The sequence below is a fragment of the Streptomyces virginiae genome, assembly GCF_000720455.1.
GTDB lineage: Bacteria > Actinomycetota > Actinomycetes > Streptomycetales > Streptomycetaceae > Streptomyces > Streptomyces virginiae.
In genome coordinates, this window is the sequence record NZ_JOAK01000003.1 from 23,245 (window position 1) to 45,806 (window position 22,562).

A 22,562-nucleotide genomic window follows, 5' to 3' on the forward strand; every position below is an offset into this window, starting at 1 on the left:
GTTCGCCTTCCGGACCGGCGTCGGGCAATCGATTTTCCGTCCGCCGGGAGCCACGGGAAAGAGGTTTGCGCACGCGGACGTCCGCCCGATGCCTGGTCGCGGGGGTCGCACGCACCGGCGCTCACGGGCGGGTGGCGTGCTCCAGTTCGAGCAGGGCCGAGTAGTAGCGGCGCCCGGTGGCCCGGTCCATGCCCACCTCGCACATCCGGTTCGCCGACAGGTGCGCGTCGAAGGGCCGCGCCGTCACCTCCGCGGCCTCCCGCGCCGTCGCCGCGGCCGTCAGCTCCGGGTGCAGCATGCCCCGGTCGCCCGCGAAGGCGCAGCAGCCCGCGTCGTCCGGGACCACCACCTCGTCGGCGCAGGCCTCGGCGACCGCCCGCAGCTGCGGCTCGTCGCCCAGGTGCCGCATCGAGCAGGTGGGGTGGAGGACGGCCGAGCCCACCGTGCGCCGGACCTCCAGGTGCGCCAGCAGCTCCTGCGCGGCCCACACGACCGAGTCGACGATCCGCAACTCCTCGTGCAACGCCCGGTTGTCCGGCGTCAGGTACGGGACCACCTCCCGCGCGATGCCCAGGGTGCAGGAGGAGGCATCGACGACCAGGGGCAGCCGCCCGCCGGCCGTCCAGCCCCAGGCCGCCTCGACGATCCGGTTGGCCATCAGCCGGTTCCCCTCCTCGTAGCCCTTGGAGTGCCAGATGACCGCGCAGCAGGTGCCGGTCACGTCGCCGGGGATCCAGACCGGCTTGCCCGCCCGCTCCGACACGGCCACCAGTGCCTGTGGCAGCGACGGGCCGGGCCGTCCGTCCGGGCCGCCGAAGATCCGGTTGACGCAGGCCGGGTAGTACACGGCCGCCGCACCCGACCGCGCTGTCGTGGGCAGTTTCGCGGCGGCGCCCGGGATCTGCGGCAGCCACCGCGGAACCAGGTCCGGTCGTACGGCCCTGCGCGCGGCCCCGGTGATCCCTCCCAGCAGCCGGTCCCGGACCCGGTCGGGGATCCGGCCGGCGGTGGCGAGGGCCGTCCGGGCGGCGGCCTCGACGGTGCGGAAGTGCCGGGCGGCCAGCGCGGCGGCCGCCTCCTCGCGCGGACCGTGCCGGCGGTGGCGGAAGTCCCTCATCAGCGCCCCGGTGTCGATCCCGACCGGGCAGGCCAGCCGGCAGGTGGAATCGCCCGCGCAGGTGTCCACCGCGTCGTGGCCGTAGGCGCCGAGCAGTCCGTCCAGCAGGGGCGAGCCCGGCTGCTGGCGGACCATCTCCCGGCGCAGCACGATGCGCTGGCGCGGAGTGGTCGTCAGGTCCCCGCTCGGGCAGGTCGGTTCGCAGAACCCGCACTCGATGCAGGGGTCCGCCTCCCCCTCCACCCGCGGGATGGTCTTCAGGCCGCGCAGATGGGCCCGCGGGTCGCGGTCGAGGAGGACCCGCGGGGCGAGCACCCCGGCCGGGTCGACGAGCCGTTTGGTGCGCCACATCAGGGCGGCGGCCTCGGGGCCCCATTCCAGTTCCAGGAAGGGGGCCATGTTGCGGCCGGTGGAGTGCTCAGCCTTCAGGGAGCCGTCGAAGCGCTCCACGGTGAGCCGGCAGAAGGCTTCCATGAAGGCGCCGTACCGCTCGACGTCGGCAGGGTCGGCGGCGTCGAAGGCGAGCAGGAAGTGCAGGTTCCCGTGCGCGGCGTGACCGGCGACCGCCGCGTCGAAGCCGTGCTCCGCCTGGAGTGCGAGGAGCGCCGCGCACGCCTCCGCCAGCCGGGACGGCGGCACCGCGAAGTCCTCGGTGATCAGGGTGGTGCCGCGGGCGCGGGCGCCGCCGACGGCGGTGACGAAGGCCTTGCGGGCCTTCCAGTAGCCGCTGACGGTCCGCGGGTCGCTGGTGAAGCGGTTGGTGATCGAGGGCACCGGGGCGACCAGGTCGAGGCCGTCCAGGGCCGCCGCGGCGCGGCGCGCGCAGTCCTCCCGGCCGGCCGCGTCCGGAGCACGGAACTCCACGAGCAGGGCCGTCGTCGTCCCGGGCAGGGCGGCCCAGTCGGCGGGCACCCCCTCGACGCTGACCGAGGCCCGCAGGGTGTTGGCGTCCATCAGCTCGACGGCCAGGGCGCCCGCCACGTTGAAGCGGGGCACGGCCGCGGCCGCGGCGGGCAGTGAGGGGAAGAAGAGCAGGGCGGTGCACACCTCGCGGTCGAGCGGGAGGGTGTCGAAGACGACCTCCGAGATGAAGCCGAGGGTGCCCTCCGATCCGACCATGAGGCCCCGCAGGATCTCGACGGGGGTGTTGCCGTCCAGGTAGGCGTCGAGCCGGTAGCCGGTGGTGTTCTTGATCTCGTACTTGGCGCGGATCCGGGCCGTCAGGGCGGGATCGGCCTCGATCTCCCGCTTGATCTCCATCAGCCCGCGGCACAGGGCCGGTTCGGCGCGCGCCAGTTCCTCGTCGGCCAGCGGATCGGCGGTGTCCACGACGGTGCCGCCGGGCAGCACGAAGGTGAGGGAGGACAGGGTGCGGTAGGAGTTGCGCGTGGTGCCCGCCGTCATCCCGGACGCGTTGTTGGCGACGACCCCGCCGACGGTGCAGGCGATGGCGCTGGCCGGGTCGGGGCCGAGGACACGGCCGTGGCGGGCCAGCGCGGCGTTGGCCCGCAGCACGGTGGTGCCGGGCCGGACGCGGGCCCGCCGGCCCTCCTCCAGCACCTCGACACCGGCCCAGTGGCGGCGTACGTCGACCAGGATGTCCTCGCCCTGGGCCTGGCCGTTCAGCGAGGTCCCGGCGGCGCGGAAGACGACCTCGCGCTGCCGGCCGTGGGCGTAGGAGAGGACGGCGGAGACGTCGTCGATGTCCTCGGCGATCACCACGACCTGGGGCACGAAGCGGTAGGGGGAGGCGTCGGAGGCGTAGCGCACCAGGTCGGAGACCTTCCACAGGACCTTCTCGGCGCCCAGCAGCTCGGTCAGCTCGGTGCGCAGGGGTTCCGGTGTGCCCGCGGCCCGGTACGGGGGGACCCGGTCGGGTGAGGGGCCGCTGACACTGCGCGGGCGCAGGGCCCCCGGCCTCGGTTCCAGCAGCGGCATGTGGGACCCCTCGCCTCGTCGCGGCCCGCCGGGGCCTGTTCAGCAGGTGTGCTCCGCCGGCGCGTCCGACAGGGCGTTCAGCAGACCGCCGAGCACCTCGCGCTGGTCGGCGGTCAACGGAGCCAGGATCTCCTCCGCCGCGTCGGTCCGCGCGTTGCGCAGACGGCGCAGCGTGGCGCGTCCGCTGTCGGTGAGCTCGATCCTGATGACGCGGCGGTTCGCCGGGTCGGGCACGCGCCGCACGCACTCGGCCGCCTCCAGCCCGTCGACCAGGGTGGTCACCGCACGGGGGACGACCTCCAGGCGGGCGGCGAGGTCCGCCATCCGGGGCGGCTGCTCGCCCTCGTAATGCGAGACGAGGCGCAGCAGCCGACTCTGGGCGGGAGTGATCCCGAGCGGCACCATGTGGCGCTTCTGGATCCGGTGGAGCCTGCGCGTCAGGCGCAGGAGCTGTTCGGCGAGGAGGCGATCGGTGTCGGAGGCGGAGCTCATGCGGGAACGATATCAGGACCCCGTTCATTGTGAGTATAGGTAACAATGACCTATGCTCCAATGACGCCGGCTCCTCGCGCAGCCGGCCCCGCCAAGACCTCGACCACCGTCCCCTGACCCCGAGAGGGTGCCCATGCCTCACGACGAACCGAAGTGGACCCCATCGAAAGACCCCCTCGATCCGACCCGCCCCGCCCCGGCGGAACAGCCCCGGGAGCTGCGCCGGATCGTCGCGCTCTTCCGGCCCTACCGCGGCCGGCTCGCCGTCGTCGGCCTGCTCGTCTGCGCCTCCTCGCTGGTCGGCGTCGCCTCGCCGTTCCTGCTCAGGGAGATCCTCGACGTCGCCATCCCGCAGGGCCGGACGGGACTGCTCAGCCTGCTCGCGCTCGGCATGATCCTCACCGCCGTCGTCACCAGCGTCTTCGGCGTGCTCCAGACGCTGATATCCACCACCGTGGGCCAGCGCGTCATGCACGACCTGCGCACCGCCGTCTACGCCCAGCTCCAGCGGATGCCGCTCGCCTTCTTCACCCGGACCCGCACCGGAGAGGTGCAGTCCCGCATCGCCAACGACATCGGCGGCATGCAGGCCACCGTCACCTCCACCGCGACCTCGCTCGTCTCGAACCTGACGGCCGTCATCGCCACCGTGGTCGCCATGCTCGCGCTCGACTGGCGGCTCACCCTGGTCTCGCTGCTCCTGCTGCCCGTCTTCGTGTGGATCAGCCGGCGGGTCGGGCACGAGCGCAAGAGGATCACGACGCAGCGGCAGAAGCAGATGGCCGCCATGGCCGCGACGGTCACCGAGTCGCTGTCGGTCAGCGGCATCCTGCTCGGCCGCACCATGGGCCGGTCGGAGTCGCTCACCTCAGCCTTCTCCGCGGAGTCCGAGAAGCTCGTCGACCTTGAGGTGCGCTCCAGCATGGCCGGGCGCTGGCGGATGTCCACCATCGGCATCGTCATGGCCGCCATGCCCGCGCTGATCTACTGGGCCGCAGGCATCGCCCTCCAGACCGGCGCCCCCTCGCTGTCCGTCGGCACCCTCGTCGCCTTCGTCACCCTCCAGCAGGGGCTCTTCCGGCCCGCGGTGAGCCTGCTGTCGACCGGCGTGCAGATACAGACCTCGCTCGCCCTGTTCGCCCGCATCTTCGAGTACCTCGACCTGCCGGTGGACATCACGGAGCGCGCGGAACCGGTCCGGCTGGACCGGGCCAAGGGCGAGGTCGCCCTGGAGGACGTGCACTTCACCTACGACTCCGAGAACGGCCCGACCCTCTCCGGGATCGACATCACCGTCCCCGCCGGCGGCTCCCTCGCCGTGGTCGGCCCGACGGGCTCCGGCAAGAGCACCCTCAGCTACCTCGTGCCGCGGCTCTACGACGTGAGCGGCGGACGGGTCGCCATCGACGGGGTGGACGTGCGCGACCTCGACTTCGACTCGCTGGCACGCTCCATCGGGGTGGTCTCCCAGGAGACCTACCTCTTCCACGCCTCGGTCGCGGACAACCTGCGCTTCGCCAAGCCGGACGCCACCGACGAGGAGATCACCGAGGCGGCCCGAGCCGCCCAGATCCACGACCACATCGCGTCCCTGCCCGACGGCTACGACACCCTGGTCGGCGAGCGCGGCTACCGCTTCTCCGGAGGCGAGAAGCAGCGCCTGGCCATCGCCCGCACCATCCTGAGGGACCCGCCGGTGCTCATCCTCGACGAGGCCACCAGCGCCCTCGACACGCGCACCGAGCACGCCGTCCAGCAGGCCATCGACCACCTGTCCGCGGGCCGCACCACCATCACCATCGCGCACCGCCTGTCCACCGTGCGCGACGCCGACCAGATCGTGGTCCTCGACGGCGGCCGCATAGCCGAGCGCGGCACCCACGAGGAGCTCCTGAAGGCCGACGGCCGGTACGCGGCCCTGGTCCGCCGGGACCGGGACGCCGCGCTCGCACCCGAGCCGCCCGAGGACGCGCAGCTGGCTCCGGTGAACGTGTGACCATATGACCGGAACACGGGCTGGATGTCGGAAAAGTGAAAGTGTGCGGGTTAGCGTTCCCGCATGAGTCATGAGTACCGGCCGCCCCAGGCCCGATCCCGGCTCACCCGCCGGGGCCGACTGGCGCTCTTCCTCGGCGTACTGCTCGCGATCGGAGCGGCAGTCCTGACCCCGGTCCTGCGGGGTGGGCAGGGACCGGAGGAACCACGCCAGCTGGTGATCCCCGAGGGCTGGCGCGCGACGCAGGTGTACTCCGCGGTCGACCGCGCGCTGAAGCTGCCGCCGGGATCCGCGAAATCGGCGGTGGCCACCGCCGCACTGGCCCTGCCCGCCGAGGCCAAGGGCAACCCGGAGGGGTACCTCTTCCCGGCGACGTACCCGGTGACCTCGAAGACCACCCCGGCCGCGCTGCTGGCCCACATGGTGCGCACGGCCGACGAGAAGCTCGCCACCAAGGCGGTGGCCGACGGCGGCAGGGCCCACGGGATGACCCCGTACCAGACGGCGACGATGGCCAGCATCATCGAGGCGGAGGCCGGGACCCGTGCCGACATGGGCAAGGTCGCCCGGGTGGTGCACAACCGGCTCGCGAAGTCGATGCCGCTCCAGATGGACTCCACCATCAACTACGCGCTGAACCGCAGCACCGTCGACACCACGCTGAGCGACACCCGGATCGGCAGCCCCTTCAACACGTACGAACGCCAGGGCCTGCCCCCGACGCCGATCGGCAGCCCGGGTCTGGAGGCGATGGCGGCGGCGGTCGCACCGACGCCCGGCGACTGGCTGTACTTCGTCACCGTCAAGCCGGGGGACACCCGCTTCTCGGCGACGTACGGGGAGCACAAGAAGCACGTCGCGGAGTTCAACAGACATCGCGCCGCCCATGCGGGCCCGCGCTCCGGGTGAACCGGTGCGCCCGCCGCGCCCGGACGGATCAGGACACGGGTGCGGCGGCCCGTTCGCGGGCCAGCAGGCGGCGGATCTCGCGGACCGCCGCCCCGCCGGCGCGGTTGGCGCCGACGGTCGACGCCGACGGGCCGTAGCCGACCAGGTGGATCCGTTCGTCGCGTACGGCCCGGGTCCCCTCGACCCGGATGCCGCCGCCCGGCTCGCGCAGCCGCAGCGGGGCCAGGTGGTCGACCGCCGCGCGGAACCCGGTGGCCCACAGGAGGGCGTCCGCGTCCACGCGGCTGCCGTCGGCCCACGCGGCGCCCGTGGCGGTGATCCGGTCGAAGACGGGCCGTCGGTCCAGGACCCCCGAGGCCAGGCCGCCCCGCACGGCCTCGTTCAGCGGGAGGCCCGTCACGCTGACCACGCTCTGCGGCGGCAGCCCCCGGCGGACCCGCTCCTCCACCAGGGCCACGGCGGCCCGCCCCTCGGCCTCGCCGAAGCCTCCGTCGCGGAAGACCGGCGGGCGCCGCGTCACCCAGGTGGTCTCCGCCGCCACCTCCGCGATCTCCAGCAGGTGCTGGACCGCCGACGTGCCGCCGCCGACCACGATCACCCGGGCCCCCGCGAACTCCCGCGGCCCGGCGTAGTCCGCGGTGTGCAGCTGGCGGCCGCGGAACGTCTCCTGCCCCGGGTAGCGCGGCCAGAAGGGCCGGTCCCAGGTCCCGGTGGCGTTGATCAGGGCCCGCGCCGACCAGACGCCGGCCGAGGTCTCCACGCGCAGCCGGCCGCCGTCGCCCTCGCGGACGGCCGAGACGTCCACGGGGCGCCGTATGCGCAGGCCGAAGCGGTCCTCGTAGGCGGCGAAGTACTCCCCGATCACCTCCGACGACGGTCGCAGCGGGTCGGCGCCGGTCAGTTCCATGCCGGGCAGGGCGTGCATGCCGTGGACCTTGCCGTAGGTGAGCGAGGGCCAGCGGAACTGCCAGGCCCCGCCCGGGCGGGGCGCGTGGTCGAGGACCACGTGGTCGAGCCCCGCCCGCGTCAGGTGGTACGCGCTGGACAGGCCCGCCTGTCCGGCCCCGACGACCACCACGTCCACGTCCGCGTCCGCGCCCGAGTCCCACATCAGATCGTTCACGGTTCTACCAACTCGCGGCGGGCGCCGGATCTTCCCCCCTAGACCTGCCGAGGGCCGCCGGCGGGCCGGCGCAGGGTGGCCCGCACGGGCCGGTCCGGCTGGAGCGTGAGGCCGGGGAAGACCCCGGCGCATTCGCTCCCGCTGTCGAGGTGGAACCGCTGACCCAGTACGGCCAGTACGAGCGCGGCCTCCACCAGCGCGAACCGGGCGCCCAGGCAGGCCCGCGGGCCCCCGCCGAAGGGGAACCACGCGTGCTCGGGCACCGGCTGCGGAGCGTCGTCGTCCCACCGCTCGGGCCGGAAGGCCTCCGGGTCCGGGAACCACCGGCGGTCGCGGTGCACCGACCAGGGACTGGTCCACACCGACGTCCCCGCCGACACCGGGCGCCCGCCGAGGGTCGCGCCCTCGGTGGCCACCGCCGACATCAGCCAGATCGGCGGATAGATCCGCAGCGTCTCCTTGACCACCTGACGGGTCCACGGCAGCAGCGCGTAGTCGTCATACGTCGGCAGCCGCCCGCCGAGCACGCGGTCCAGCTCCTCCGTCAGCCGGGCCCGTGCCTCCGGCGCCCCCGACAGCAGCTGCCAGGCCCAGGTCAGGGTGGTCGAGGTGGTCTCGTGCCCGCCGATGTAGAGGGTGATCGACTCGTCCCGCAGCTCCCTGCGCGACAGCGGGCCGCCGTGCTCGTCGCGCGCCGCCAGCAGCCGGCTCAACAGGTCGTCGCGCTCCGCGCCGGCCGCCGATGCCGCCTCGTGCTCCCGGATGACGTGCTCGATCTCCCGGTCGAGGACCGCCACCGCCTCCCGCATGCGGCGCCGTCCGGGAGTGCGCACCCACGGCGGCAGGAACAGCGTCAGCCCCCGGAACTCCGCACCCAGTTCGCGCTGCGCCGTGGCCATGGCCGCGCTGATGGGCGCCTCCCGGCCGACGGCGTCGCTGCCGAACAGCGTGCGCACGGCGATCCGCTGGGTCAGGCCGGCCATCTCCGCGTGCACGTCGATCCGGGCGCCCTCGCGCCACCGGCCCGCCAGTGCGTCCGCGCACTCCACCATCGTGGCGGCGTACGAGCGCACCTGCCGCGGCCGTACGGCCGGCTGGACCAGGGCGCGCTTGCGCCGCCAGTCGTCCCCGGTGGCGACGACCACCCCGTTGCCCAGCAACTGGCGGAAGGCCCAGCCCAGTTCACTGGGCTCGAAGGTGGATTCGACGGCGCCGAGGAGTTCACCGGCGTGCTCGGGAAGGGAGACCAGCACGTTGCGCCTGGGGCCGAGGAACCAGGGCACCCAGTCCCCGTGGTCGTCGCGCAGCGACTCGAAGAAGGCCAGTGGATCGCGGGCGAAGGCGGGCAGGTTGCCGAGCAGGGGCCAGCGGCGCGGGCCGCCGCCGCGGGTGCCCGGGTGCAGGGTCGCGGTCACGCGGGCATGGTGACAGCCGCGCCCGCAGGGCACCAGAGACGTGACGCCCGCGCTGCCGCCCGCCCCGCCGTCGCGTCAGACGGTCCCGCGTGCCGTGCCCGCGGTGCGTGCGGTGAGCCACCCGTAGGCGGCGTCCGCGCTGAACTCCGGCTGCCCGCCCCGGAAGAGGAGCCCGGCGGACGCGAAGGCCGGGTCGTCCGCGATCTCCGGCGCGTACGGCACCACGACGCACCCCATGCCCGCGGCGCGGGCGGCCCGCGCCCCCGGCGCCGCGTCCTCCACGACCACGCAGTCGGCCGGCTCGGAGCCCAGCCGGCGGGCCGCCTCCAGGAACACGTCCGGAGCGGGCTTGCCCCGCGGGACCTCCTCGGCGGACACCACCGTGGTCAGCAGCGCGTCCAGTCCCGTGCCCGCCAGTACGGCGTCGATCGCCTCGCGCGAGGAACCGGAGGCCACGGCCATCGGCACGCCCTCCGCGTGCAGCCGTTCGACCAGCCCCCGCATCTGCGGGAAGACCTCGGTCCGGGTGCGCGCGAGGTCGAGGTAGGCGGCGTTCTGCTCGGCGAGCAACTGCTCCACCGGCGCCTCGATCCCGTACCGGTCCTTGAGGATCTCCAAGGTCTCCAGCGTGCCGATGCCGATGAAGCGGGAGTGCTGCTCCCAGGTGAAATCGGGGACGCCGTGCCGCTCCAGTGTGCGGCGCCCGGACTCGTAGTAGTTCGGCTCGCTGTCCACCAGGGTGCCGTCGAGATCGAATATGACGGAGATCATCCGATGTGCCCGTCCTGCCTGTCGCATCCTGTATCGGCCATCCTGTCAGGTTTTGCGGGCCTTCCGTCCCACCGATTCGACCAGCGGCAGCAGCCGGTGCGGGACCCGTTCGCGCAGTGCCACCTCCGTCCGGGTGCGGACCACGCCGGGGAGCTGGATCAGCCGCTGGATCACGTCCTCCAGATGGGCGTTGTCCCGTGCCGCCACGCGGGTCAGCAGGTCCCCGCCACCGGTGATCGAGAAGGCCTCGATGATCTCGGGTACGGCGGCCAGCGCGTCGCCCACGTCGTCCAGATGGCCCTGGGTGACCTCGATGTGCACGAAGGCGAGCACCGGGTGCCCCAGCGCCGCGGGGGAGAGCACCGGTCCGCTCCCGGTGATCACGCCCGTGCGTTCCAGCCGGTCCAGCCGGGCCTGGAGGGTGCCGCGCGCGACACCGAGGATCCGGGCGTACTCACGGACGCTGGTGCGCGGCTGCTCGATCAGCAGGCGCAGGATTCTGGTGTCGAGCTCGTCCACCGCCATGCTGGGACTTTACCAATGGCATAGTTCAGCGCGGTCGTTCCCGGCCAGGGGCCTGCCCGGTGTGCAGCGCGGGCTGCCCCCGGTAGGCCAGGCCCACCACCAGCACCGCGGCGGCCGTCGGCAGCAGCAGCCAGCCCACCGCGCAGCCGGCCCGGATCAGCAGCGCCCCGAGCGCCCCGCCGGCGAACATGGCGAGAACCGACAGACCGCGCAGCTTCCATCCGGCCGTCCCGTATCCGTAGACGGCGTCGCGCCCCATGGCGGAGCCGCCGAGGAAGGCCGTCATGGACCGGGTGACCAGCGTCGTCGGCACCCCCGGCACGTTCGCCCGCATGATCGTGGTGTTGCGCATGCCCATCGCCAGCGCCAGGACCGCCATCACCGCCAGGTGCCGCGCGGTCGGCGACCCGTACTGCGGCGCCAGCCCCCAGGCCGCGGCAGCGGCGGCCAGGACGAGCCCGGCCTCGACGATCAGGCCCATGACGAACCAGCGCCGCCCGCGGGCCTCCGTCACCGACTCCAGGTGGGAGCCGCAGACCACCCCGAGGACGAACGCGGCCAGCGAGATCCCGGCCGGCAGCGTCGGCAGGTTGCCCGCCTGCGCGGCACCGAAGGCCAGGAACAGCACGTTGCCGGTCTGCATCGCCGTGAAGGCGGGCCCGAGCCCGAGCAGGCTCACCGCCTCGATCACCCCGGTCACCGCGGTCAGGGCGACCATCAGCGCCGGCATGTGCGGCGGGAGCCGCGAACCGGCCGTCGGAGCGGCCTTCCGCTTCTCGTCCATGACGCCCGACAGTGACACGCCCGCCGGGTCCGCCGGTGCCGACATGCCGGACGGCATAGGGTCCGGAGGGTGAGTGACCTGTTGCTGGTGAGACACGGTGAGACCGCCTGGAGTGCCAACGGGCGGCACACCGGGCGCACCGACGTACCGCTGACCGCCCGCGGGGTCGAGGAGGCCATCTCCCTGGCGCCCTACTTCCGGGGCCGGCGCCCGGCCCTGGTGCTGGCCAGCCCGCTGCGCCGGGCCGTCGCCACCGCCGAGCTCGCCGGGCTGCCCGGCGCCGGCATCGACTCCGACCTGTACGAGTGGGACTACGGCGGCTACGAGGGCATCACCACCGTGGAGATCCACCGGGCCACGCCCGACTGGTCCCTGTGGACCCACGGCGTCCCGCCCGGCGACGCGGACCACCCCGGCGAGAGCGCCGCCCAGGTGGGCGCCCGCGCGGACCGGGTCCTGGCCCGGGTCGCCCCCGTGCTGCGCGCGGACGACGGTGACGTGGTGCTCGTCGCCCACGGCCACTTCCTGCGCGTCCTGACCGCCCGCTACCTGCGCCTGGAGCCCGAGCACGGCCGGCTCTTCCTGCTGCGCACGGGCACCGTCAGCACGCTCTCGACGGAACACGGCCTCCCGGTGATCGCGGGCTGGAACACCCGCCCCTGATCCGCGCCCCTCGCCTCGCGCGCCGGGGCCGCCTGCGTGAACATGCGTACATGAGCCATGACGGTGCGGGCGACGGCCCCGCGACGCCCACCCAGGAAGCGGGGCTCAAGGCCAACGCGATCGGCTTCCTCGACGCGCTCGTCATCGGCCTGAACTCGACCTCGCCCGCCTACTCCCTGGCCGCCGTCCTCGGGCCGATCGTGGCCCTGGTCGGGATCTACGCGCCGGGCGTGATGCTGGCCTCCTTCGTGCCGATGCTGCTCATCGCCGCAGCCTTCTACTACCTCAACAAGGTCGACCAGGACTGCGGCACGACCTTCTCCTGGGTCACCCGGGCCATGGGCCCCTGGGCGGGCTGGCTCGGCGGCTGGGCGATCGCCATGACGGGCGTGCTGGTCATCGGCTCGCTCGCGGACGTCGCCGTCAACTTCGGGCTGCTCGCCTTCGGCCTGGACGACTGGGCCGCGAACGCCTGGATCCGGCAGGGCCTCACCGTCGCGGTGATCCTGGCCATGACCGCGATCTGCGTGATCGGCACCGAGCTGTCCGCCCACCTCCAGGACATCCTCATCCTCGCGCAGGTCTTCTTCCTCCTGGCCTTCGCGGTCGTCGCCATCTACCGCATCTACGCCGGCACCAGCACCCTCGAGGAGATCGAGCCGTCCCTCAGCTGGCTCAACCCCTTCGGCGCCGGCGGCGCCGCCCTCACCGGCGGACTGCTGCTGGGTGTGTTCATGTACTGGGGCTGGGAATCCGCGGTCAACCTCACCGAAGAGGTCGAGAACTCCGCCACCGCACCCGGCCGGGCCGGGATCTGGTCGACGGTGATCCTCCTGGTCACCTACCTGTCCGTGGGCTTCGCGGTCGTCGGCTACGCCGGCACCGTCTTCCTCGCCGAGAACGCGGGGGAGGAGGAGGCCATCTTCGCCGTGCTCGCCCACGAGGTCATGGGCGGCTGGGACTGGATGGTGCTCCTCGCCGTCTGCACCTCCGCGCTGGCCTCCACGCAGACCACGATCATCCCCGCCTCCCGCACCGCGCTGTCCATGGCCCGCCGGCACGCCCTGCCGCCGCACCTCGCCCACATCCATCCGCGCTTCAGGACCCCCGACGTGAGCACGTGGTGGGTGGCCGGCATCGCGATCGGCTGGTACCTGATCGTCAACCAGATCAGCGAGAACGCGCTCCTGGACTCGCTCACCGCACTGTCCCTGCTCATCGCCTTCTACTACGCGCTCACCGGCCTGGCCTGCGCCGTCTACTACCGCCGCCACCTGCTGGAGGGCCCGCACAACTTCCTGCTCATCGGCGTCGGCCCGGTGGTCGGGGCGGGCCTGCTGATCTGGCTGCTGGTCGAGTCGATCGGCGACATGTCGAACCCGGAGAACTCGGCGAGCGGCGTCTCCTGGTTCGGCCTCGGCCCGCCGCTGGTCATCGGCATCGCGATCGCCCTCGTCGGCGTGCTCGTCATGTGCTTCTGGCGGGTACGTGACGGCAGGTTCTGGCAGGAGCGCCGCGGAGTGGTCGACCCGGCCCTCGTCCACGCCAGGAAGCGCTGAGGAGGCAGGAGGCCCCGATGTCCGTGGTCCTTGGATACGACGAGTCGCCCGGCGCGGAACGGGCCCTGTACGTGGCGCTGGAGGTGGCCACCGCCTTCGGCGAGCCGCTCGTCCTCGTCTACGGAGCCGCCGCCCCGGGCAGCACCGGCGAGGAGTACCGGGCCCACCGCGAAGCCGTCCGCCAGGCGGGCCGCAGCGCCCTCGCCCACGCCGTCGAGGAGGCCGACGCCGCCGGTGTCCCCTCCACGGTCGAAGTCGTCGACGAGAAGCCGGCCCAGGCCCTGCTCGACGCCGCCGAACGCCACGGAGCCCGGGTCATCATCGTCGGCAGCTGGGGCGACAGCCCGATGCGCGGCGCCCTGCTCGGCTCCACCCCGCACAAACTCCTGCACCTCTCGCCGGTCCCCGTCCTGTGCGTACCGACCGAGAGCCCGCCGCCACGCTGAATTCCGCGGGCGGCCGACAGGCCACCCCCTACGATGCTGCGATGACGGAACTCCAGCGGCTCCGAGCCGAACACGCCCCGGCCCTGCTCGCGTTCGAGCGTGCCAACCGCGCCTACTTCGCGGAGTCGGTGCCCGACCGTGGAGACGCGTACTTCGCCGACTTCGACACCCGCCACGGCGAACTCCTCGCCGGGCAGGCCGCCGGCCGTGACCACCTGCACCTGATCGTCGGCGGGGACGGGGAGGTGCTGGGCCGGATCAACCTCATCGACGTCGAGGACGGCTCCGCCGAACTGGGCTTCCGCGTCGCGAAGGCCGCGGCCGGCCGCGGCCTGGCCACCAGCGCCGTCCGGCAGGTCCTGGTGCTCGCCGCGGACACGTACGGGCTGCGGACCCTGCACGCCGCCGCGACCGTCGACAACACCGGATCGCGCACGGTCCTGCAGCGCACCGGGTTCCTGCCGGTGGGCGAGACCGTACTGGACGGCCGCCCCGCGGTCCGCTACGTACGGGGCCTGGCGGAGGAAGGGCAGCGGCCGACGGGCGCCTGAAGAGCCGTCAGACACCCGCCGGCCGGGTCCGGTCGTCAGGGGCGGGAGAGCGCGTTCTCGGGCGGGGCCGGCGCCTGATCCGGAGAGGCCGCCCCGTCCTTCCCGGACGCCTGCGTGGCGCGCAGCCGGGTCAGCGCCGGGCTGGTGATCGCCGTCGTCACCAGTGCCATCAGCACGAGCATGGTGAACAACTGCGGCCCGATCACACCCAGTTCCAGTCCGACGTTGAGCACCACCAGCTCGGTCAGCCCCCGGCAGTTCATCAGGGCGCCGATCGACAGGGCCTCCCGCCACGGTCTTCCGCTCGCGCGTGCCGCTCCCGTGGCGCCGCCCCATTTGCCGAGGAAGGCGACCGCCAGGATGGCGGCCGTCCACAGCCACAGCTCGGGAGAGGCCGTCAGGCCGCCGATGTCGGTGCGCAGCCCCGTGTGCACGAAGAACAGCGGCAGCAGCACGGGCACCGTGAAGGCACGCAGCCGGGCCGCCGCCACCTCGATGCGCCCACCGGTGCGCGGGGTGATCACCCCGAACAGGAACGCGCCGAACAGCGCGTGCACGCCGATCCGGTCGGTGGCCAGCGCGGACAGGCTCAGCCCGCTGAAGAGCGCCACCAGGACCATCGCGTCCCCGGCCCGGTCGGCGCGGGCCGCCCAGCGGGCCAGCAGCGGCCGTACCGCGTACAGCATGAACAGGGTGAAGGCCACGGCGAGGCCGGCCGTGGTGGCCGCCTCCATCGGGGATCCGGCCGAGGAGAGCGCCACCACCAGTGCCAGCAGGCACCACGCGACGACGTCGTCCACGGCCGCGCAGGCCATGGCGAGCGCCCCGAGCGGCGTCCCGTACAGGCCCCGGTCGATGAGTATCCGGGCCAGTACGGGGAAGGCCGTGATGCTCATGGCGACGGCCATGAACAGGATGAACGGCGTCCGGCCCACGCCGTCCGGGGCGAATCCGTCGTACATCGCGATCGCGAGGAGCGCGCCCAGGGTCAGCGGCAGGAGCATGCCCGCCTGGCTCACGGCGACCGCGACGCGGGTGTGACCGCGCAGGTTCTTCAGGTCGAGCTCCAGGCCGACCAGGAACATGAAGGCGAGCAGGCCCAGTTGGCCGAGGACCGAGGTGTACGGCAGGACGGACGCCGGGAACAGCGCGTGCTGGGCCTGCGGCCAGATCCAGCCCAGCAGGGACGGGCCCAGCAGGATGCCGGTGGCGATCTCGCCCACCACCGGGGGCTGCCCCAGCCGGCGGCAGACCGCGGCTCCCGCCTGGCAGGCGAGGATCACCGCCGGAACGGCGACCAGCAGGGCGGGCAGTGGATCAGCGGACGACACGGGTGCCTCCTTCGGGGGCGCCGGGGCGCAGGGCGGCGGACGGGACGAGGTGCGGGGCCGGCGGCGGGAACGAGGCCGCCTCCGACCACCGGGCGTAGCGGCGCAGGCCGTACAGCAGGGGCTGCGGATCCTCCCGTACGGTCACCCGGCGGACCTCGGCGAAGACGGCCGTGTGGTCCCCGAACCCGACGGTCCTGACCACGGCGCAGTCCGCCACGGCGTGCGCGTCCGCGGTCAGGTGGGGCCCGCCCGCCCCCAGCGGCAGCCGCCACTCGACGCGCTCGAAGCGGTCGGGCGCGCCCGAGGCGAACAGGTCGGAGGCGCCGCGGGCCCGCTCGTGCAGCAGGTTGAGGGCGAAGGCCCCCTGGGCGAGCACCACCGCGAGCGTCGGGCTCGCCGACCGTACGCACACCACGACCGTGGGCGGTTCGAGGGCGACGCTCGCGACGGAACTGCAGGTCAGGCCATGGGGCACGGTGTCCGAGTCCAGGGTGGTGACGATGGACACCCCGGTGGGGAAGGCAGCCATGAAGGGCCGGAGGTCCGCGCGGCGGTTTCTGGCCGACTCGTCCGGCGCGGCGGGGTGGTGCGCGGAGCGGTGGGGCATGTCTGACTCCTGAAGTGGCTGGAAGCGACAGCGGCCCGGCCGCCGGCGGAGTGCCGTGCTGCCGGGCCGCTGACGCGGAGGGCCTTACGCGCCGTGCAGTTGGCGCAGGTAGTCGTAGGCGCTGGGCAGGGTCTCCAGCAGGTTCTGCTGCTGGCGCTTGACGGTGTCGAAGAGCGGCTCGGCGCCGGCCACCGACTCGGGCCGGTGCGCGAGGGTGGGCAGCGGGGCGTCCGGCTCCAGACCGAGGCCGGCGAAGATGCAGTAGTAGCTGCCGTTGGTCCAGAAGTTGCGGAACTCCGCCTCGAAGTTGCCGTAGTACGTGGACTCGTCGGTGATCGGGGAGTTGATGGGCAGGCCGGCCTTGTAGGCGGAGATCTTCTGCTTGATGTTGTCGGGGAGGACCAGTTTCTTGTTGGCCTGCCAGAACGGGGTGTCGTTGCGCGGCGCGTAGAAGAAGTGCGCCTGGATGAAGTCGCGGGTGTCGTCGAACATCACCTCGATCTCGTGGTTGAAGCTGTCGATCAGACCCTCGTTGAAGGTCTTGTCCGGGAAGTGCTTGGCCAGCTGGTAGATCGCGGCCGTGATGAAGTAGATGCCGGTCGACTCCAGCGGCTCCAGGAAGCAGGACGACAGGCCGATGCTGACGACATTCTTCACCCACGCGCGGCGGTTGCGGCCGACACGGAAGCGAATGTGGTTGAACTTCGTCTCCTCCACGTCCAGGCCCCACATGTCCGCGAACTCGCGGGTGGCGGTGTCCTGGTCGGTGAACTTGCTGGAGTACACGTAGCCGGTGCCGAAGCGCCCCAGCATGGGGATCTTCCAGGCCCAGCCGGACGACATGGCGATCGCCGACGTGTACGGCTCCACCCCGTTCGCCTCGTCGTCGTGCGGGACGGCCGTCGCCACCGCGCTGTCGCACAGCAGGTGGTCGCTCATGTCGATGAAGGGCTCCTGCAACGCCTGGTTGATCAGCAGCCCGCGGAAGCCGGAGCAGTCCACGAACAGGTCGGCGTCCAGGGCCAGTCCGCCCTTGGTGTGCAGCGTCGTCACGTGCCCGCGGGAGTCCTGCTCGACCCGGACCATCTCGTCCTGGACGTGGTTCACGCCCTGCTTCTCGGTGGCGAAGCGGCGCAGGAAGTCGGCCACCAGCTGGGCGTCGAAGTGCCAGGCGTACCGGGTGGCCGGACGGCCGTCGAGCCAGCGCGGGGCCTTCATCGCGTCCATCACGGGAGGCTCGCGGAAGCAGGCGTAGTCGAACGGCTCGGTGGTGCGGCCCTCGTACTTGCGCTTGAACCAGTAGTGCGACAGCGGCGTCTGGTCGTAGTCCGGGAGGAGCCCGAAGGGGTGGTAGAAGTGGTCCGGCCCGCCACCCGGCAGCTCCCGTGCGGTCGACTCGCCCTGTCCGTCGGTCCGCCAGTTCACGAAGCGCACGGCCATCTTGAAGCTGGCGTTGCACTCCCGCATCCACTCGTCCTCGGCGATCCCCAGGTAGTCGAAGAAGGAGCGCTGGAGATTGGGGACGGTGGCCTCGCCGACCCCGATGCGCGGGATCGTCGGCGCCTCGAGCACGGTGATGTCGACCGTTCCCTGGAGCGCCTTGCCGAGATACGCGGCCGTCATCCAGCCGGCCGTGCCGCCTCCCAGGATGACGACCTTCTGAAGCCGGGTGTCGGTGCTGGTCATGAAACAGCCCTCATTTCGGAGTCGGCGGTTCGGGTGGTCGTGCTCATCAGTGTCGAAAAGCGCCCTATCACCGCTCTACACCGAAAGGATCCAGCCGTTGTAGGCCCGTTGTAGGCCCCCCGAACACACTCGTCTCGCAGGCACAGCGGCAGGCGGACGACGACCGGGAGGACGCGATGACCACCGCAGCGACCGAGACAGCGGGGCCGGCGGTACGCGTCCGCTTCCTGGGCGATTTCGAGCTGACCGTGAACGGCACCCCCGTACGCCGCTGGAAGGCCGGCAAGGCCCGCGGCCTCTTCCAGTACCTCGTCGTCCACCGCGGCCAGATGCTCACCCGCGACCGGCTCTACGCCTCCCTGTGGCCCGGCACCGACAGCACCGCGGGCAGCTCGCTCAAGGTCGCCGCCCACGCGCTGCGCCGGGTGCTGGACGCCCACCCCGACCGCCCCGGCGACTCCGGGATCCAGCTGGTCTACCGCGACTTCGGCTACGTCCTCAACGTCACCGGCCTGTGGTCCGACCTCGACCGCTTCCAGGAACTCGTCCACGCCGGCCTGCGCGCCGCCACCGCCGGCGACACCGCGCTCGCCCGGACCCGGCTGCGGGCGGCGATCGCCCTGTACGGCGGCGAGTTCCTGCGCGGCGAGAGCGCCGACTGGGTCGTCGAACAGCGCGAATACCTCAGGGCACTGGTCCTGCGGGCCCTGGGCGTGCTGCGCGCCGACGCCGAGGACCGCGAGGACTTCGTGGAGCTGATCGAGCTCTGCAAGCGCACGCTGGAGATCGACCGCCACCACGAGGAGACCTACCGCGCGCTGATGGCCGCGCACGGCCGACGCGGCGAACTGGCCTGCGTACGCCGCTGGTACGAGCTGTGCGCCCGCCGGATGCGCGACGAACTGGCCGTGGCACCCGGCCACGAGACCCAGCGGCTGCTGCGCACCCTGATCCCGGCCGCCGCCCGCGCCGCCGCACCCGGGCCCGCGCCCGCTCCCGCCTCCGTCGGCGGCGCCCCCGCCACGGTCCGCGCACTGCGGCCCGCCGGGCGCCAGCCCGGGACACCGGCGTGGAGCCCGGAAGTCCGCAACCCCGCCCTGGCCCGGCCCGTCCGCAGGGCCAGGCCCGACAACCGGGCCCCGGCCGTCCTGGCCCGCACCGCCGACCCTGCGACCGCGTGACCGACACCGCTGTTCAGCGAGCCCGTGATTTCCGCGACCGAGTGAGGACTCCACCGTGACCGTGCTGACCGTGCCGACCGTGCCGCAGGGCTCCAGACCGCCCGGCGACGACCCGAACGCGGCCGCCCTGCCGCCCCGTTACACCGACCAGTGGATCGGCGGCGCGTGGGTCGCCTCCGAGGCCGACGGCCGTCTCGTCGTGACCGACCCCGCCACCGAGCGCGCCCTGGCCACCGTCCCCGCGGGCACCGCCCGGGACGCCGACCTCGCGGCGCGCGCCGCCGCGGGCGCCTTCGAAGGCTGGGCCGCGACCCCGCTGCGCCAACGGACCGCCCTGCTGCGCAGGGTCGTCGAGGCCATGGAGGTGCGGGCCGACCGGTTCGCGGAGGTCATCACCGCCGAGGTGGGCGCGCCCGCCCGGATGGCCCGGCACACCCACGTCGGACTCTCCCTCGGCATGGCCGCCCACTGCGTCGAGACCGCCGCCTCCTACGCCTTCGAGGAGCGGGTGGGCCACTCGCTCGTCGTGCGCGAGGCCGCCGGGGTCGCCGCCTGCATCACCCCGTGGAACACCCCGCTGCTGCTGACCGTGCAGAAGATCCTCCCGGCGCTGGCGGCCGGCTGCACCGTCGTGCACAAGCCGAGCGAGATCACCCCGCTGCACGCCCGGCTGCTCGCCGAGGCCATCGCCGAGGCGGACCTGCCGCCCGGCGTCTTCAACATGGTCGTCGGCACCGGCGACACCGTCGGCACGGCCCTGGTCACCCACCCGCTGGTCGACGTGGTCTCCCTGACCGGTTCCACCCGGGCCGGCCGCGACGTCTCCGCGCTCGGCGCCGACCGCGTCAAGCGCGTCCACCTCGAACTCGGCGGCAAGAACGCCAGCCTCGTCCTCGACGACGCCGACCTGGCCCCGGCCGTCGCCGCCACCGTCGACCAGATGCTCTTCAACACCGGCCAGACCTGCCTGCAGTGGAGCCGGCTGCTGGTGCCTCGCGAGCGGCAGGACGAGGCCGTGGACCTCGCCGTCCGGGCCATGGAGGGCTACGTCACCGGGGATCCGCGCGATCCGGCGACCGACCTCGGCCCGCTGGTGTCGGCGGCCGCGCACGCCCGCGTCACCGGGTACATCCGCCGCGGCGTCGAGGAGGGCGGAGCCCGCCTGGTCCACGGCGGCCCCGACCGGCCCGCCGGCCTGGACACCGGCTACTACGTGCGGCCGACGGTCTTCGCCGACGTCGACCCGCTCACCACGATCGCCCAGGAGGAGATCTTCGGACCGGTGCTGTCCGTCATCCCCTACGACGACGAGGAGCAGGCCGTCCGGATCGTCAACGGCACCCGCTACGGGCTGCACGGCGCGGTCTGGTCCGGCGACGACGCCCGCGCCGAGAAGGCGGCGCGCCGCTTCCGCTCCGGCCTGGTCGACGTGAACGGCGGCCAGTTCAACCCGGCCGCGCCGTTCGGCGGCTTCAAGCAGTCCGGGATCGGACGCGAGTGCGGCGCGGCCGGACTGGAGGCCTTCCTGGAGACCAAGTCGATGCAGCTCCCGCAGGGCACGGGGGGCCAGGTGGTCGGCCCGCGGCTGCGGGCCACCGAGGCCGCCCGCCCCGCGGACACCGAGAGGAACGACGGATGACCGAGCCCCATGCCGGGGCGGCCGGGGCGAGCGCCCCGGGCGCACTCCCGCCGCTGTTCGCCCGCCTGGAACGGTGGACCCGCGAACAGCCGAACGAGACCGCGGTCAAGGCCGTGGACGGCAGCCTCACCTACGCGGCGCTGACCGCCCGCACCGCCCGGTACGCCGCCGCCCTCGCCCGCGCCGGAGTCGGCCCCGAGACCCCGGTCGGGCTCCTGCTGGGCCGGTCCCGCGAGAGCGTGCCCGCCCTGCTCGCCGTCTGGAGCCTGGGCGGGACGGCCGTACCGCTGGACCCCGGGCATCCCGTCGAGCGCCTCGGCGGGGTACTGCGCGACGCCGGCGCCGCCGTCCTGGTCGCCACCGGGGTGCCCGCCGGCCTGGAGACCGGCGGCATCGGCCTCCTGACCCCCCGCGAGGTCCGCCGCGGCGCCCCCGGGGCGCTCGCCGTGTCCCCGCCCGCCCCCGACGGCTGCGCCTACCTCATCTACACCTCCGGAACCACCGGCCGCCCCAAGGGCGTCGAGGTCACCTACCGCGGCCTGGACACCTTCGTCGAGGCCCTCCGCGGACTCGGCCTGCCCCCCGGCGGACTCGGACTCAACGCCGTCTCGCCCGCCTTCGACGGCTGGCTCTGGTGCACCCTGCTCTACCTCGTCCACGGCCAGGGGGTGGCCCTCACCGACCTCTCCCTCGACGGACTGCGCCAGGCCGCCGCCGAGGACCGCGAGCCGCTGCCCGCCGGACTGCGCACGGTCTCCCTCACCCCGTCGCTGCTCGCCGCCCACGGCGCGGGCCTCGACGCCGCCGAGGTGGTCGTCGTCGCCGGGGAGGCCTGCCCGGCCGCACTGGCCGAGCGGTTCGCCCACGGCCGCCGGCTGCTCAACGTGTACGGGCCGACGGAGGTGACCATCGCCGCCACCTGGGCCGACAGCCGACGAGGGGACGACGTGACCAGTATCGGACGCCCGTTGCCCGGCTACCGGGCGTACGTCCTGGACGAGGAGCTGCGGCCGGTGCCCACGGGCACCGAGGGCGAGCTCTACCTCGGCGGGCCCGCCGTCGCCCGCGGCTACCGGGGCCGCCCCGGACTCACCGCCAGCCGCTTCCTGCCCGACCCCTTCCAGGGCGGCGGCACCCGCATGTACCGCACCGGCGACGTGGTGATCCGCCGTGACGGCGGCGAACTGGAGTACCGGGGCCGCCGGGACGACCAGGTGAAGGTCCGCGGCCACCGCATCGAGCTCGGCGAGGTGGAGCGCATCGCCGCCGAACTCCCCGAGGTCGTCGCCGCCGCCTGCTGCCCGCTGGCCTCGGGCCAGGCCCTCGGCCTCGCCGTCGTCGCGGCACCCGGCGTCGCCGACCCGGCCGGGCTCGCCGCCCGGGTCGTGGAGCGCTGCCGCAAGCAGCTGCCCGCGGCGGCGGTACCGGGCACGGTGCGGGTACTGGACCGGATCCCGACGCTGACCACCGGCAAGGCCGACCGCGCGGCGCTCGCCCGGGCCCTGGCGGAGCCGGAACCCGGCGACGGACCGGACGCGGCCGGCGGCGCCGCGCTCAGCGCGAGCGAGCGCACGGTGATGACCGTGTGGGCCGAGGTGCTCGCCACCGAGGTCCCCGGCCCCGAGGCGGACTTCTTCGACCTGGGCGGTCACTCCCTGGCCGCCGCCCGCGCGGTGTCGGAGCTGCGCAGGACGACCGGCCTGCGCGTCGGCCTCGGTGCCCTGCTGGCCCGGCCGACGGTCGCCGACGTCGCCGCCGAGATCGACCGGCTCGCAGCCGAACAGGGCGGGCCCGCCGGCGACGCGGCCGACACCGCCGAAGGGGCGTAG

Annotated in this window: 19 protein-coding genes; 9 read left to right on the forward strand and 10 right to left on the reverse strand. The window is 73.5% G+C overall.

Features of this window, described 5'->3' with window-relative positions; translation table 11 throughout:
• Positions 1-121 precede the first annotated feature (121 nt).
• Together IG86_RS0105425 and IG86_RS0105430 are read right to left on the reverse strand one after the other, a co-directional pair.
• The gene (locus tag IG86_RS0105425) at positions 122-3,055 is read right to left on the reverse strand and encodes an FAD-binding and (Fe-S)-binding domain-containing protein (RefSeq protein ID WP_030895075.1); all 2,934 of its coding nucleotides are present in this window, start codon (positions 3,053-3,055) and stop codon (positions 122-124) included.
• 39 nt (positions 3,056-3,094) lie between these two features.
• Entirely contained in the window at positions 3,095-3,547 is a 453-nt protein-coding gene (locus tag IG86_RS0105430; RefSeq protein ID WP_030657474.1) for a MarR family winged helix-turn-helix transcriptional regulator, read from the reverse strand.
• 133 nt (positions 3,548-3,680) lie between these two features.
• On the opposite strand from IG86_RS0105430, the gene IG86_RS0105435 reads away from it, so the two are divergent.
• Positions 3,681-5,543, forward strand: coding sequence for an ABC transporter ATP-binding protein (locus tag IG86_RS0105435; protein ID WP_045936958.1), 1,863 nt, complete (start codon positions 3,681-3,683; stop codon positions 5,541-5,543).
• A gap of 63 nt (positions 5,544-5,606) precedes the next feature.
• On the forward strand, positions 5,607-6,452 hold the full coding sequence (gene mltG, locus IG86_RS0105440; protein WP_030895077.1) for an endolytic transglycosylase MltG: 846 nt from the start codon (positions 5,607-5,609) through the stop codon (positions 6,450-6,452).
• A gap of 28 nt (positions 6,453-6,480) precedes the next feature.
• Here mltG and IG86_RS0105445 read toward each other — a convergent pair whose 3' ends face one another.
• The 5 genes from IG86_RS0105445 to IG86_RS0105465 all read right to left on the reverse strand — a co-directional run bounded on the left by IG86_RS0105445 (position 6,481) and on the right by IG86_RS0105465 (position 11,115).
• Positions 6,481-7,563, reverse strand: a complete 1,083-nt coding sequence (locus IG86_RS0105445) for an FAD-dependent oxidoreductase (protein WP_037942012.1) — start codon at positions 7,561-7,563, stop codon at positions 6,481-6,483.
• A 50-nt stretch (positions 7,564-7,613) separates the two neighbouring features.
• Positions 7,614-8,990 (reverse strand): cytochrome P450, encoded by a 1,377-nt coding sequence (locus tag IG86_RS0105450; RefSeq protein ID WP_051784976.1) that lies wholly within the window; start codon positions 8,988-8,990, stop codon positions 7,614-7,616.
• Between the two features lie 75 nt (positions 8,991-9,065).
• Positions 9,066-9,761, reverse strand: a complete 696-nt coding sequence (locus IG86_RS0105455) for an HAD family hydrolase (RefSeq protein WP_030818739.1) — start codon at positions 9,759-9,761, stop codon at positions 9,066-9,068.
• A 45-nt stretch (positions 9,762-9,806) separates the two neighbouring features.
• On the reverse strand, positions 9,807-10,286 hold the full coding sequence (locus IG86_RS0105460) for an Lrp/AsnC family transcriptional regulator (protein ID WP_030818738.1): 480 nt from the start codon (positions 10,284-10,286) through the stop codon (positions 9,807-9,809).
• A 25-nt stretch (positions 10,287-10,311) separates the two neighbouring features.
• A complete protein-coding gene (locus tag IG86_RS0105465; RefSeq protein WP_157854769.1) occupies positions 10,312-11,115 on the reverse strand; it encodes a YoaK family protein in 804 nt (267 codons plus the stop codon).
• 24 nt (positions 11,116-11,139) lie between these two features.
• On the opposite strand from IG86_RS0105465, the gene IG86_RS0105470 reads away from it, so the two are divergent.
• The 4 genes from IG86_RS0105470 to IG86_RS0105485 are packed head-to-tail and all read left to right on the forward strand — an operon-like array spanning position 11,140 to position 14,289.
• Complete coding sequence (locus IG86_RS0105470; protein WP_030895083.1) at positions 11,140-11,733, forward strand: histidine phosphatase family protein; 594 nt, start codon at positions 11,140-11,142, stop codon at positions 11,731-11,733.
• A 50-nt stretch (positions 11,734-11,783) separates the two neighbouring features.
• The gene (locus tag IG86_RS0105475; RefSeq protein ID WP_030818731.1) at positions 11,784-13,292 is read left to right on the forward strand and encodes an APC family permease; all 1,509 of its coding nucleotides are present in this window, start codon (positions 11,784-11,786) and stop codon (positions 13,290-13,292) included.
• Positions 13,293-13,309: 17 nt separating this feature from the next.
• Positions 13,310-13,738 (forward strand): universal stress protein, encoded by a 429-nt coding sequence (locus IG86_RS0105480; RefSeq protein ID WP_030818729.1) that lies wholly within the window; start codon positions 13,310-13,312, stop codon positions 13,736-13,738.
• A 41-nt stretch (positions 13,739-13,779) separates the two neighbouring features.
• Complete coding sequence (locus IG86_RS0105485; protein WP_030818726.1) at positions 13,780-14,289, forward strand: GNAT family N-acetyltransferase; 510 nt, start codon at positions 13,780-13,782, stop codon at positions 14,287-14,289.
• 35 nt (positions 14,290-14,324) lie between these two features.
• Here the strand turns inward: IG86_RS0105485 and IG86_RS0105490 are convergent, their stop codons facing one another.
• The 3 genes from IG86_RS0105490 to IG86_RS0105500 form a co-directional block, all read right to left on the reverse strand.
• The gene (locus IG86_RS0105490) at positions 14,325-15,620 is read right to left on the reverse strand and encodes a cation:proton antiporter domain-containing protein (RefSeq protein ID WP_030895086.1); all 1,296 of its coding nucleotides are present in this window, start codon (positions 15,618-15,620) and stop codon (positions 14,325-14,327) included.
• Positions 15,607-16,227 carry a flavin reductase family protein gene (locus IG86_RS38360; RefSeq protein ID WP_063761492.1) on the reverse strand — a complete coding sequence of 207 codons (621 nt, stop codon included), beginning with the start codon at positions 16,225-16,227 and terminating at the stop codon, positions 15,607-15,609. The genes IG86_RS0105490 and IG86_RS38360 overlap by 14 nt, the downstream gene beginning before the upstream one ends.
• 84 nt (positions 16,228-16,311) lie before the next feature.
• Positions 16,312-17,913, reverse strand: coding sequence for a tryptophan halogenase family protein (locus tag IG86_RS0105500; protein ID WP_030818719.1), 1,602 nt, complete (start codon positions 17,911-17,913; stop codon positions 16,312-16,314).
• A 176-nt stretch (positions 17,914-18,089) separates the two neighbouring features.
• Between IG86_RS0105500 and IG86_RS38365 the strand changes: the two genes are divergently transcribed.
• The 3 genes from IG86_RS38365 to IG86_RS0105515 all read left to right on the forward strand — a co-directional run bounded on the left by IG86_RS38365 (position 18,090) and on the right by IG86_RS0105515 (position 22,562).
• Complete coding sequence (locus IG86_RS38365) at positions 18,090-19,094, forward strand: AfsR/SARP family transcriptional regulator (RefSeq protein ID WP_051784977.1); 1,005 nt, start codon at positions 18,090-18,092, stop codon at positions 19,092-19,094.
• A gap of 127 nt (positions 19,095-19,221) precedes the next feature.
• On the forward strand, positions 19,222-20,733 hold the full coding sequence (locus IG86_RS0105510) for an aldehyde dehydrogenase family protein (protein WP_030818715.1): 1,512 nt from the start codon (positions 19,222-19,224) through the stop codon (positions 20,731-20,733).
• The gene (locus tag IG86_RS0105515; protein WP_078905804.1) at positions 20,730-22,562 is read left to right on the forward strand and encodes a non-ribosomal peptide synthetase; all 1,833 of its coding nucleotides are present in this window, start codon (positions 20,730-20,732) and stop codon (positions 22,560-22,562) included. The genes IG86_RS0105510 and IG86_RS0105515 overlap by 4 nt, the downstream gene beginning before the upstream one ends.